The organism is Paenibacillus dokdonensis, assembly GCF_004916975.1.
Lineage (GTDB): Bacteria > Bacillota > Bacilli > Paenibacillales > Paenibacillaceae > Paenibacillus_AQ > Paenibacillus_AQ dokdonensis.
Genome location: NZ_STGQ01000001.1, coordinates 2,785,320 through 2,798,764, shown reverse-complemented (window position 1 = coordinate 2,798,764; position 13,445 = coordinate 2,785,320). Strand labels below are relative to the sequence as shown.

General features: G+C 47.3%; 9 protein-coding genes. 4 read left to right on the top strand and 5 right to left on the bottom strand.

Going from position 1 to position 13,445, the window contains the following annotated elements; translation table 11 throughout:
- The first annotated feature begins 5 nt into the window (after positions 1 to 5).
- The gene (locus E6W40_RS12910) at positions 6 to 881 is read left to right on the top strand and encodes a sugar phosphate isomerase/epimerase family protein (RefSeq protein ID WP_136605820.1); all 876 of its coding nucleotides are present in this window, start codon (positions 6 to 8) and stop codon (positions 879 to 881) included.
- 101 nt (positions 882 to 982) lie between these two features.
- Here the strand turns inward: E6W40_RS12910 and E6W40_RS12905 are convergent, their stop codons facing one another.
- Both E6W40_RS12905 and E6W40_RS12900 read right to left on the bottom strand, forming a co-directional pair.
- Positions 983 to 2,653, bottom strand: coding sequence for a COG1361 family protein (locus E6W40_RS12905; RefSeq protein WP_281281479.1), 1,671 nt, complete (start codon positions 2,651 to 2,653; stop codon positions 983 to 985).
- Complete coding sequence (locus tag E6W40_RS12900; RefSeq protein WP_246072990.1) at positions 2,653 to 9,123, bottom strand: DUF7507 domain-containing protein; 6,471 nt, start codon at positions 9,121 to 9,123, stop codon at positions 2,653 to 2,655. Before E6W40_RS12900 ends, E6W40_RS12905 begins: the two co-directional genes overlap by 1 nt.
- Positions 9,124 to 9,604: 481 nt before the next feature.
- Here E6W40_RS12900 and E6W40_RS12895 point away from each other — a divergent pair, with 481 nt between their 5' ends.
- The 3 genes from E6W40_RS12895 to E6W40_RS12885 are packed head-to-tail and all read left to right on the top strand — an operon-like array spanning position 9,605 to position 10,779.
- Complete coding sequence (locus E6W40_RS12895; protein ID WP_136605817.1) at positions 9,605 to 9,988, top strand: hypothetical protein; 384 nt, start codon at positions 9,605 to 9,607, stop codon at positions 9,986 to 9,988.
- Positions 9,989 to 10,018: 30 nt separating this feature from the next.
- Positions 10,019 to 10,444: an SRPBCC family protein gene (locus E6W40_RS12890; RefSeq protein WP_136605816.1), complete on the top strand. Its 426-nt coding sequence runs from the start codon at positions 10,019 to 10,021 to the stop codon at positions 10,442 to 10,444.
- A 2-nt stretch (positions 10,445 to 10,446) separates the two neighbouring features.
- Positions 10,447 to 10,779 carry an ArsR/SmtB family transcription factor gene (locus E6W40_RS12885; RefSeq protein ID WP_136605815.1) on the top strand — a complete coding sequence of 111 codons (333 nt, stop codon included), beginning with the start codon at positions 10,447 to 10,449 and terminating at the stop codon, positions 10,777 to 10,779.
- 49 nt (positions 10,780 to 10,828) lie between these two features.
- Here the strand turns inward: E6W40_RS12885 and E6W40_RS12880 are convergent, their stop codons facing one another.
- The 3 genes from E6W40_RS12880 to E6W40_RS12870 form a co-directional block, all read right to left on the bottom strand.
- Complete coding sequence (locus E6W40_RS12880) at positions 10,829 to 11,473, bottom strand: helix-turn-helix transcriptional regulator (protein ID WP_136605814.1); 645 nt, start codon at positions 11,471 to 11,473, stop codon at positions 10,829 to 10,831.
- 113 nt (positions 11,474 to 11,586) lie between these two features.
- Positions 11,587 to 11,826, bottom strand: coding sequence for a DUF362 domain-containing protein (locus E6W40_RS12875; RefSeq protein ID WP_136605813.1), 240 nt, complete (start codon positions 11,824 to 11,826; stop codon positions 11,587 to 11,589).
- Positions 11,827 to 11,845: 19 nt separating this feature from the next.
- Positions 11,846 to 12,928 (bottom strand): Mrp/NBP35 family ATP-binding protein, encoded by a 1,083-nt coding sequence (locus E6W40_RS12870; protein WP_281281455.1) that lies wholly within the window; start codon positions 12,926 to 12,928, stop codon positions 11,846 to 11,848.
- Positions 12,929 to 13,445 lie beyond the last annotated feature (517 nt).

Below are 13,445 nucleotides of genomic sequence, written 5' to 3'. Positions count from 1 at the left end.
ATGTTATGAATAATAAAATTGGTGTTATTGTAGACAGCTTCCGTGTGGGCGTCAGGGAAGGTCTGCAACGTGCCAAGAAGGTCGGTGCAGACGGAGTTCAGATTTACGCTGTAAGCGGTGAGATGGACCCTGCTAACCTTTCAGGAGCGCAGCGAAAAGAACTTAAGGAATATATTGCTTCCCTTGGTCTTGAAATTTCCGCACTGGTTGGGGATTTGGGAGGTTATGGATTCCAGGATAAAAGTGTTAACGTAGGAAAAATTGAGAAATCTAAGCGGATATTAGATTTGGCGGTTGAGCTGGGTACTCCGGTCGTTACGACACATATTGGGATTGTGCCTGAAGATACAAACAGTGAAATTTACCAAACCATGCATGATGCTTGCGAAGAGCTTGCTTCTTACGCAACAAGCATGAACGCGTTCTTCGCGATTGAAACTGGTCCTGAGCCGTCTGCAAGATTAAAGCAGTTCCTGGACGGATTGGGATCCAAAGGCGTGTCGGTAAACTTTGACCCAGCTAACATGGTTATGGTTACGGGAGATGACCCTGCACAGGGAGTATATAACTTGAAGGATTATATCGTGCACACACATGCGAAGGATGGACTTCGTCTGCGCGAAGTACCTGCGCATTACATTTATGAATCTCTTGGGTATGAAGCTCCTGCAAACGAGAACAATACATTTGTGCCGGGTGAAGGCGAATATTTCCGAGAGGTTCCGCTTGGTGAAGGCGGCGTGAACTGGACACAGTATTTGAACGCTCTGAAGGACATCGGATATAAGGGATATTTGACAATCGAGCGTGAAGTGGGAGAAGATCCGGAAGCTGATATCTCCAAAGCAGTGCAATTTTTGAAGCAGTACAGAAATGAATAGCTTGAAATGATATAGAGAGCCATTATAAAAACAGTGGACGTTAGACGGAATTCATCCGAAACGTACCACTGTTTTTTTGTTGTCGTATTATTCATCTATAATTATTCTTCTCCCGAGTCAACAATGATGGTCAAATAATCTGATCTTACCTCACCGTCATCAGCGCATTCTTCCATTTGCGCATGGTAAGAGAACAGGAAGCTGCCAGTAACTTCTTCTATCGTATGATGCAAATCGGTTCGTACATGGGCCATATATTTGAACGTTAAGGTTTGAAGCGGACCGATCGTTCCGAGTGGGTAGCCATGATGGTATTGAACGTAATCGTTATGAATGAATACAACACCTTCATCTAATACAGGTTTATTCTGAATCCAGCCGTTCAGTATTAATTCAGCAGCCAGTGATCCATTGTTGACTATGGAAATATCAAAAGATAAGACTTCACCTGGCTCAACCACATGATGCTCCGGCTGCGCCACTACTTTAATGTCCACAGACACTACCTCAACAGAAACGTTGTCAGACATAACGGTTTGCTGCACAACACGCCCATCCGGCAGACGGAATGTAAAGGATGCTGAAGCATGATTATTAACAGTGACGGGGGTGCTGCCGGATGGTTTGAGGACGATCGCATCAAAAGCGATAATGACTGCTGAACCTGGCCGAACCGTTCCAAGAAAGAGACCCTCGACGGGATTCGCATTGGAATGAAGAATGCCATCCACTTGAACGCTGCCTTTGAGAAACTGAAGACCTTGGGGCAAGACATCTTTAAATGTAGCATCAAGCGCAAAGTCACCCGTATTGTTAACCACGTTCTCATAATGCAAAATGCAGCCTGTTGTTGCATGGGACTTATCAACGGATATACTTACCTTGATCTCCGGCTGAATCACAGTAACCAGAAGAGCATTGGCTGGTTCGGATTGCTGTATCCCATTAAAGAGATAGGATACTACTCCCTGCAAAGTGAAAGGGTTGGCACCGGTCACTCTGCCTACGCGAAGATTTACTCTAACGATTACGTTTGCTCCCGGCAGCAACGTACCTGTTGGAATCCCATCCTCCGGATGGATCGATGGAAAATAAATCTCACCAATCATGACGCTTCCCGTGATAAAAGTAACTCCTGAAGGGAGAGGAAGGTATACAACCGGATTTTCCAGAGGTACATTCCCCAGATTGGCAATGGTCAGCATGTAGGTGATTACATCACCAGCGAATGTCTGGTTTGTGCTCACCTCCGCAACAACTGAAACATAGTAGGGAAGAACCGTTAGTGTCACGATATTGGAATCTAGCGAGCCTGTGATCGTTCTTCCCTCCAAAGACTGAAAGGAATACTGGGCCGTCCCCTGGTTCGATAGCTGAAGCGAAGCAGGAATCGATACCAATATAGCCTGAAATACAATTTGGACTGTCGACTGAATAGGGACTCTCCCTACATGAATGCCAGTGACCGGATTCTCCCCCGGCAGGGGAGCGCCGTTAATAACGACGCTGTTCGGGATATAAGCCAATCCATCCGGCAATACATCATAGAGAAGTTGGGCATCTCTGTTGCCATCATTGCTCACGGTGAACGAGAAAGCGACTGGTTCATTCAATGTCACCTGCTGTTCACTTATTGCTTTGGTTAAACGGAGTATAGGACCGACCCAGGGAGTATCTACAATGTTGGAATAAGCGACTGCTTCTGTTTCTCCGGTCTGAAAACGGACTATGGTTTGATTTCTGAGAATAAATTCAGATCTTAGGTCCGGCATCATAACGCTGTGACCTGTACCTGGAATGTGACTGTGGATGTAGCGCCTGCTGCGAGTGTACCAATCTGGATACCCGTATTCGGATTGGCTGTCGGTCTAGGAACGGTATCTACCGTTACGCTGCCTGTAATGAACACGGAACCAGCGGGCACCTGGTCAACAAGAACGACACTGTTGACAGCTTCAATACCGTTATTGGTAACAACGATGGTGTACGTGATGGTATCCCCCACAACCGCATCAATCGAGGGCGTACTTTTCACGACAGAAATATTAGGGGAAGATACCGGAATGGTAAGTATGTTTGAAAGTGATGTTCCGGTCAGGATCAATCCGTCTGGATGCTGGAATGTAAAGTTTACTGTCGCCTGGTTAACCAGCTGCTGCTGAGCGGGTAGACTTTGGACACTGACTTGCATCGTGACACTCACAGTAACCGTCGTGCCTGGCGAGACGGTACCGGCATTGATACCCGTTGCCGGATCTGCTCCAGGCTGCGGAACCCCATTAACCAGAATACTGTTCGGGACGAACACAGCACCAGCTGGAGCCGGATCAATGACGGTAACTTGCGCTGGCAGGTTTCCTGTATTGGTCAAAGCTACGGTATAAACGATCGTATCGCCAACCGTAGCATTGGTTGTATTGGCTGTTTTAACAGCTCCAATCACGGCTTGATAAATCTGAAGAATATTGGTGTTGGATGTCGATGTGCCTGAAAAAGCACCTGATGTAAAGCTGGCAGATGCACGGTTGGCAAGTTGACCAGAGCTTAGAACAGCGACGACGGTCACATTAAAGGCAACGGTTTTTGTCGTTCCCGGAGCTATTGTACCGAGAGACACGCCGGTGGAGGGATTCGCACTCGGAAGTGGATTTCCATCGACCGTAACGCTTCCTGTTACAAATGTCGTCTCCGGAGGTATGGTATCCGAGAAAATGACATTCGTTACATTTTCAATACCATTGTTGGTCACAGTGACGGTATAAGGAATCACATCGCCAAGGGAAGCATCAGGCATGGTTGTTGCTTTGACTAGGGTAACATTGGGTGATGATACCGGAATGGTAACCGTATTGGAAACAAGGGATCCATTCACGATTCGGCCGTCAGGAAGAGTGAACGTATAAGTTGCAGATGCCTGATTGTTCAGCAGCTGCGTAGGAGGTACGGAGTTAACGATTACAGAAAACACAACAACGGCGCCGGTGGCAACAATACCGAGCGGAATACCTGTTGACGGGTCAGCCCCTGGAAGCGGCTGACCGTTCAGAAGCACGCTGTTAGGCTGGAATGTTGTCCCTGCAGGAATGGTATCCGTTAACGTAACGGCAGCTCCGAAATTTCCAGCATTGGATATATTAATGGTATATGTGACCGTGTCCCCAACGGTTGCATTGGTTGTATTGGCGCTTTTAACGGCAGTATAGATGGGCTGATACACAGGTGTGATGACCGTATTTGAGAAAGTAACACTTGAGAAAGCCCCTGAGGTAAAGCTCACCGAAGATTGGTTGCTAAGTGTTGTCGATGCTGGCAGCGTGGTCACCAAAGCATTAAAAATGACAGTGACTTCACCACCGGGAGGGATCGCTCCGATAATAATGCCTGTTGCCGGATTTGCTGCAGGACGTGGCGTTCCATCAATGGTAACCGAACCAGGAACCAGTGCAGCGCCGACTGGAATCGCATCCGTAAAGAGCACATTACTGACACTGGCAATGCCGTTGTTGGTAATGGTTGTAGTATAGGTAATCGTGTCGCCGACAGAGAGGACTGTGGATGGAGTGCTTTTAACAACGGCAATATTGGGAGAAGAAACCGAAATCGTAACCACGTTTGAAGCGGTAGATCCTGTTATGGTTCTTCCATCAGGTAGAGTATAGGCTGTGGCTGCGACTCCCTGGTTTACTAACTGCTGTGGTGAAGGGAGCGTGTTGATGATAACTGAAAATACAACCGTCGTGGTCTGGCCTGGATTTACCACACCAGCATTGATGCCTGTAACCGGATCGGTGCCAGCCTGTTGTGTTCCATTAACCAAAACGCTGTTTGGCACAAATGAAGTTCCTGCCGGAATGTTATCCGTTAATGTGACCTGGGAACCGTAATTTCCTGAATTCACAATATTAAATGTATAGCTCACGGTATCTCCAACCGTGGCATTGGAAGTACTGCCACTTTTGGTCGTCGAAATAACGGGCTGATATACAGGGGTGGTCACCGTATTGGAATTGGTCAGTCCTGAAAAAACGCCTGCGGTGAATGTGACTATAGCTGTATTGTTCAGTTGTGCTGGGGATGGAACAGTAGTCACAAGAATACTGAATGCGACATTGGCCGAGGCTGTAGGAGCGATGGAACCAATAGTTATTCCAGACGATGGATTCGCTGTGGGAGCAGGCGTGCCATTGATCGTCACACTTCCGGCTACGAAGGCTGCACCTGGGGGAATCGTATCCGACAACTGAACATTATTCACGGCTTCAATCCCTGCATTCGTAACGGTAATACCATATACAATTGTATCTCCAACGGTAGCCGCGGTTGAAGGTGTTGCTTTGACAACCGACACATTTGGTGCGGATACCTGAAAAGTGACGGTATTGGAAACGGCCGAGCCTGTCAGGGTTCTGCCATCAGGTGGTGTGTAGGTAAAGCTTGCAGTCGCTTGATTGCTCATCGTTTGCGGGTTCGGCAATGTAGTAATGACAATTCCGAAGGTTACGACAGTGCTTGCTCCAGGAGCGATGCTGCCCAGGCTGATTCCGGTCACTGGGGATTCTCCAGGGAAGGGGAAACCGTTAATAATGACGCTGTTTGGGGTAAATGTGGCGCCGTTGGGTATTGTATCCGTAAGTGTGACATTTGCAGCCAGATTGCCTGTATTGCTGATCGTAATCGAATAGTTGACAGCGTCGCCTACTTGAGCATTGGTTGTGCTCGCGGCTTTTAACAATGAAATCTGTGGCTGAATAACAGGTGTTGATGTGACATTGGATGAAGCGGATCCCGAAAATGTACCGGAAGTAAAGCTGACGGTTGACTGGTTGTTAATCTGTGAAGGAATCGCCATGGTTATCCTCACCTCGAATGTTATGGTAGCCGCAGCGCCAGAGGCCAGGGTACCTAATGGAATGCCGGCGGACGGAACTGCACCCGGGCGTGAGACGCCGTTCACAATTACGCTTCCGGTGATAAAAGACACATTGGAAGGCAGAGCATCGTTTAAAATAACATTGTTCACATTGGCAGCGCCATTATTAGTCACAACGCTTGTGAAAGTAAGGGTATCGCCGACTATGGCATCGATGGCTGATGCCGTTTTGACAACACTGACGTTAGGAATAGCTACCGGAATGGTTACGGTGTTGGACGCGGAGGTGACAGAAACCAGCCTTCCTCCGGGAAGGGTAAATACAGATACTGCTGCCGCCTGATCAACTAGCTGCCTGGATGGCGGCAGGGAAGTTACATTGACGACTAAACTTACAGTGGCCGTTGTCCCGTTTGCCACGGATGAAATAGGTATACCAGTAACGGGACTTACTCCAGGCGATGGTGTGTTGTTGATGAGTACGCTGTTATCCACAAAGGTGCTTCCGGCAGGTATATTGTCAGTCAGAGTTACCGCAGCAGGGATGTTACCTGTATTGCTGATTAAAAAAGAATAAGTCAATGTGTCACCCACGGTTGCATTCGTGGTGCTGGCGCTTTTGGTTATGGAAATAATCGCTTGGTAGACAGGTATTGTGACTGTATTCGATAGGGTGGTCCCCATGAACGATCCTGAGTTGAACGCTACACTCGCCTGATTAACCAGCTGAGCCGGATTCGGCAGGGAAGTGACCTGTATTTGAAAGGTAACGGTTGCTGCAGCTGATGCTGCAAGACTGCTGATCTGGATACCGTTTTGCGGGTTGGCGTTTGCGAGTATGCTTCCATTGAGCGTTACACTACCCAATATGAATGTGGAGCCAACGGGAATATTATCGGAGACCACGACGTTGTTTACTGCTTCGATCCCATTGTTTGTAATGGCAAGCGTATACGTCAAAACGTCATTGACGGCTGCAGCACTAGAGTTAGCAGATTTGACAACGGTGACATTCGGAGCAGAGGCCTGAATGGTTACCGTGTTGGAAGAGCTTGATCCCGACAGACTCCGGCCGCTTGGAAGCTGATATGTATAAGTGCTGTTGGCCGTATTGACCAGCGTCGGCGGTGAAGGCAGGGAGTTCAGAACCACTTGAAAAGTGACGGTTACGGTTGCTCCAATTGCGACAGAACCTGCGGAGACGCCTGTAACGGGGGAAGCACCCGGTACGGCAACTCCCTGAACTGTAACGCTGTTTGCTACAAAAGTTGTGCCTGTGGGGATGTTATCCGTCAAGGTAACTTGCGCAGCGAGGTTGCCGGTGTTATTTACCAAAAGGTTGTATTGAATCGTGTCACCGACTGTTGCTTTAGCAGTTGTGGCGCTTTTCGTGATCGCGATTACGGGTTGATAGACAGGCGTTGTGACGGTATTGGACAGGGATGTGCCAACAAACGTACCGGAGTTGTAGGACGCCTTCGAGCTGTTGGACAGCTGGGAAGGACTTGGGAGAGAAGTGATGGTAACCTTAAAGGCAACCGTGACTGAGCTTCCGGCAGTCACACTACCTATCGTGATTCCGCTTGCCGGATTGGATGATGAAAGCACAGTTCCTCCTACGGTAACACTTCCGGCGACAAAGGCAGTCCCTACAGGAATGATGTCCGTCAAAACGGTATTCGAGATCCCTTCTGTCCCGCTGTTCGTCACGACAGAGGTGTAAGTGAGCGTTTCCCCAACAGCAACATCAGAAACGGACGAACTTTTAACAACAGTGACATTGGGCAATGTTACAGGAACGCTGAGTGTGTTAGATGTGGCAGATCCAGATATGGTGCGACCATCAGGTGGTTGAAAAGTATATGCCGCTGTCGCCGTGTCCACAAGCTGGGATGGTGAAGGAAGATTATTGACCGTGACTGTAAAAGTAACCGGAACTGTAGCCCCGGCTGCGACTGTGCCTATGGCGACACCTGTCGCGGGGTTGGCTCCCGGAACGGCTGTTCCGTTGACCGTGAAACTGCCTGCCGTAAACGTGCTGCCGGTTGGAATATTATCGCTAAAGGTTACTGAAGCAGCAATATTTCCAGAATTACTGATCAGAACAGTGTATGTCAAAGCGGTCCCGACGGTTGCGTTGGTTTTATTCGCACTCTTGGTTAACGTCAAATTTGGAGCATAGACGGTAACGGTAACCGAATTGGAAGGAATAACCCCGGTTATGGTGGATCCCCCGGCTACACTTTGAAAAGCGAAGGCCGCATTTGCAGTATTCACAATTGTATTTGTGGAAGGCATGGAGGTGACGGTAGCTTTATACGTTACAATGATGGAAGAGCCAAAATTAAGAGTTCCGAGCGGAGCACCGGCAACAATATCATAGGTCGGTTTGGAGACGCCTGCGACCGTAACGCTTCCGGAAACAGCGGTTAGTCCAGCAGGAAGGGCATCGGATAACACGACGCTATTGGCATTGGCGGTACCTGTATTGCTCACTGTCACAGTATAAGTAATCGTATCGCCAACAATAGCACTACTGGTATTCGCACTCTTAACAACGTTGATCTTTGGAGCGTTGATATCCACTTGAATCGCGTTTGCATTTACGCAATAAGCATCACCGGATGTCGTTAATATTAAAACGGCGGAGGATTGATTATTAACGAGGCGGGCCGATACATCCACATTGGTAATGTCCCAGCCTTGGCGGCCCCCGGTGATGTTAGTGCCTGGCGCTCCGTTGATCTGGTTGCGGGTTCCGAATGTTCCAGTCGTATCCAGGTTTCCAGAATCATTATTGATTTGGGAGGCAAAAAAATTGGCGGCAAAATTGTTTGGTCCTGACAAGGCGACAGCCGTTGAAGAAGTCGGACCGAAGAGTGCCTGATCGCCCGTTCTGTTCGCATCGCCTTCCTGCGCACTGAATAAAGCTCTTCCGCCGAGCGCACCCGAAACAGGTGTGGCGAATCCGGTAAGTGTGGTGGTTACCGCACTAGAAGTGGCCTGCACCAAAACCGCGCCGGCGCGAATGGACATATTACGGAATGGAAGAGATGGATTTTGATAGATGACTCCAAGCGTCCATCCGGCATGGTTCCCCGTTGGGTCATTCGGTATGACGATGGTTCCTACGACATTGCCGGTGGTGTAAGTTCCAGCTCCTCCTTGCAGAATGAGTGATGTTACATTTGCCGAACGTATATAAGCAGTCATATTATTACCGAAATCGATGGAATTTGCAGTTGCTGGGTCGGGCGTGACAGAAAAGGTACCCGCCGGAGTCGTAAACGTGACGGGATTATTGATAAAACTGCTGAGATTGATCTCTCCAGTAATAATATAAGAGCCGCCCCAGATCAGTTCGGCGTACAAAACGGTACTTCCTGTAGGCAAAACCAGCTGTGCGGATGAGCTGTTACTGAGATATGCGCTTGTCGTTCCAGCCGGGTATGAACCGTATTGTGTGGCTGTATTGATAGTAGTAAATGCGCCAATGCTGTCCTGAGTGCCAGGAACACCCGCGGTATCTGAACGGCTCAGTCCCAGGGTATTCCCGGTAAATGTAACTGCACCTGTTGCGTTGAATGTGGCTCTGACGATAAGAGGAATGATTTCACCTCCTTAGCGATGTATTCCATCGTAACGGCGGATTTCACCAATTTTTGAAAATGTTATTTTACAGCGTATGAAGCTTATGAATGAATTAGTCTGTGCGGCCATGCTTCATCGCAAAAAAACAGGTCAAAGCGAAGTGGGGGAAAAGGAAGATATTCATACTTGATATGAAACCAAATGGTTGTATATAATATATACGAAACCAAATGGTTTCATTTCGTAAGAAAGGATAGGTACTATGTCAAACGAAGAGCTTTTGAAGAAACTGCGATATAAGAATGGACATGCATTGGTATTAAATGCTCCGGAGGGATATGATTTAGCAATTGAATCAGAGAGCTCTGACTCAAAGGCTGCCTTCATTCAACTATTCGTCAATAATGCAGAGCAAGTCCATGAATGGGTACCGCAAGCTATTTCAAGGTTGGCTGAGGATGCAGTTTTTTGGATCACTTATCCGAAACAGACTTCCAAGGTGAAAACGGATATTAACCGGGACAGCTTATGGAAGCTTGTGGAATCCATCGCTCCATATCGACCTGTCAGCAACGTCGCAGTGGATGAGAAATGGTCTGCGCTCCGGTTCCGTCATGTTGATCTGGTTCAGTCCAAGAAAAAATAAACCAAAAAGTAAATTTTAGGAGGAAATAATATGGAAACTCAAAATAAAGATGCACTGCCGGATATCCGGCATACAGGCGTATTCAACGCAAACATTCAGAAGGTTTGGGAGGCTGTTTCCACTTCGGAGGGCCTTGAGGCTTGGTTTATGCCGAATGATTTCGAGCCAATTATCGGATACGAATTCCATATCAATGCAGGGCCTTACGGCATGTCACCATGCAAAGTCACGGAAATTGACCCGCCAAGACGACTTTCTTTTGACTGGGGAAAAGACTGGACGCTTACCTTTGAATTGAAGGATATGGATGGGAAAACGGAAGTAACTATCATACATTCCGGCTGGAACGAAGCTTTGGTTACCGAATTCGGACAACCTCATACCACAGTTCGCGGAGTCATGGATCAGGGTTGGGCTGGACTGCATAAAAAACTGGGCGCTTATGTTGAAGGCTAGTCATGGGAGAACCGCAAGTAAAGCATGATGTCTTTCAAGCGATTGCCGATCCTACCCGCCGCAAGCTGCTTAAGCTGTTAGCCGACAAGGAAATGCCGGTGACCATGATAAGCGGACATTTTCCCATGAGCCGGACAGCCGTGTCCAAACATCTTCGCATCTTGTCTGAAGCGGGATTGGTAAAAGAGAGAAGAGTAGGGCGTGAGAACCGATATCGGCTTGATCCGGAGCCTCTAGTGGAACTAAAACGCTGGTATGGCTATTTTGAACGGTTCTGGGAAAATAAAATGGCTGCTTTACAGCTCTTAGTGGAATCCGACGATCCGGTGGAATAAGAACATAAAAAAAGGAACTCCGTATTGAACTTCCGAAATAAATTCGGGATCAATGCGAGAGTTCCATTTTATTTTTAATCGTATACACACATTTCTTATCGCCCTTGGCCAAGCATTCCGTTCGGCCCACTTCGGCTCCGAGAAGAGATTCGAACATCTTCATCTCGCAGGTGCAGGCATGATTGTATTTTTTTGCGATCTGGGAGATTGGGCAGTTGAATTCCATTAAAGTGTATTCATTCTCACTGTTTTTCTCTAGTTCGACCATATAACCGTTCTCATTCTGAATTTCAGCCAGAACCTCGACTTTCTCGGCAAAAGATTTTCCGTGCATCTTCTCTGCATGATTCTTCCGGAGAGATTCGCCGCGGCGGTCGAATAAGCGGTCAACCATATCCGATCCGGCGTCCAATTCAAGCTCACCGAGCAGATCCAAAGTTAATGCATGATACTTGTTCGGAAAAAAGGTTTCGGCCTGTTCCGTCAAATGGTATATCGCAGTGGGGCGACCCATCGGCTGGCGAATCGTTTTCGATTCAATTAAGCCATCCTTTTCCAGAGTATTGATGTGCCTGCGAACAGCCATGCTCGTGATACCGATAAACTCGGTGATTTCCTTTGCACTGAGATCACCTTTGGTCTTCAGCAGCTGCAGGATTTTGTCCCGGGTTGAAATATCCAGTTGTTGGTCCATTTTTCATCACCGCCTGTTCTGCTGTTAATTCATTAAAGTCTTAGCCGAGTATTAAACAGCCTGCCGATATCAGGATCAGCAGGCTGAACCACTCAAATTGTATAGTCTGACCCTTATTTGGATTTGTAGAAGTTCTCAGCTTTAGCAATAAAGCTCTTTTCTTCTTCTGGCAAATCCGTATCGTAATACACCGCACCAACCGGGCAAGCTACCTCGCAAGCGCCGCATTCAATGCAAATGTCAGTGTCGATAAAATATTGGTCTGCACCTTCCTCGATGCAATCTACTGGACAAACATCAACGCAATCGGCTGCTTTCTCATCGATACAAGCCGAAGTAATAACGTAAGACATTTCTTTTCACCCTTTCATATTAGTTAACCTTTTGTTGTGATTTAATGACGCTCGCTGCTAATTCCATAAAAATATGCCACTGCTCACTGCTTTCTGTAAACAGAGTAGGGGTAGTGGGGTCAACGCCTTCCTGAGCATCCAAGGATTGAATAGGTACTTCCGCAAGCAGCTTCGTGTTCAGCTCATCAGCCAGCTTTTGACCGCCGCCGCGTCCGAATAGATAATGCCGTTCACCTGCGGGATCCGTGAAATAGGACATATTTTCAACCACACCCAGAATGGGATGATTCGTTTGTACAGCCATTTCACCGGCCCGTGCGGCAACATGGTTCGCTGTCGGATGGGGAGTGGTTACCAGGATTTCTTCGCAATGTGGAATCCGGTTATGCATATCCAGCGCGATGTCACCTGTTCCTGGAGGCAGATCCAGGATCATGTAATCCAGCGGACCCCATTCCACTTCATTCAGGAAAGTACCGAGCATTTTGCCAAGCATTGGCCCGCGCCATACCACCGGCTTGTTGCCTTGTACGAAAAATCCGGTTGAAATCACCTTGATGCCATGGCTTTCTACAGGAGCGATGCGATTGCCTTGTTTTTGCGGCAGTTCTTTAATTCCCAGCATTTGCGGAATACTGTATCCGTAGATGTCGGCATCAATAATACCCACGCGCTTTCCTTGTTTAACTAAAGCAGCCGCAAGGTTGACAGTGACGGTTGATTTCCCGACTCCGCCCTTACCGCTCGCAATAGCTATGAAAGAAACGCCGGAGTCTCCGGCTACCAAAGGTGAATTCATCAACGTTGGAGCACGGCGCACCGATTTATTTAGCTTTATAGCTATAATATCATTTTTTTCTTCATTTGAAATATGTTTAAAGCGTATATGAACATCGGTAATTCCTGTCTTTTGTAGTGAGCTTGTGATCTGCTCTCTTAGTTCTTCCTCGCGGGACACCAGTTCCGGTGCGAGTAATACGGTAAGAGCGGCATGATCCTTGTTCGTGGTGATATCACGAATCAAGCCAACCTCTGTCAGCGGCAGCTGATGTTCAATATCCTTGATGTGGGCGATCGCTGCGACCAGATCATCCTTTGTCAATTCTTTTCACCTTCAATTCTCTATCTATCTGTTAACACAGTATGGCCATAATTTAGTGTACAACCATCACAGCAATAAAATGACTTTACCACGTTTATGACGCGGAAGCCAAGCTAATAAAGGCAATTAGAGATGTCATCTCCGCTACATCTGTACAAATTATGACACGGTAATTGTAGAACACGCTTCGCATATAGTCAACATATATGTATAAAAAGTTAAACAATATTCGTGCAGAACTCTTGACAAAGCGATTCTGGGATTATAATAATTAATATACATTTATGTTTACTAAATGAAATTGAACTAAAGAAAAGGCAGACCATTTCAAATACAGAAGCGTGGAGCATACTTTAGTTCATTTTATATAATTTAGAATGAGCGAAGACAAATACGGACTGCGTTCAATCTGTATAAAATATGCTGTCTAATATGGAAGGGAGGCTCATTTTCTCATTGAGTCCAGAACATAATCCAAATGCCGAAGCATCCCAAGGGCGACGTACAAACTCCGAAC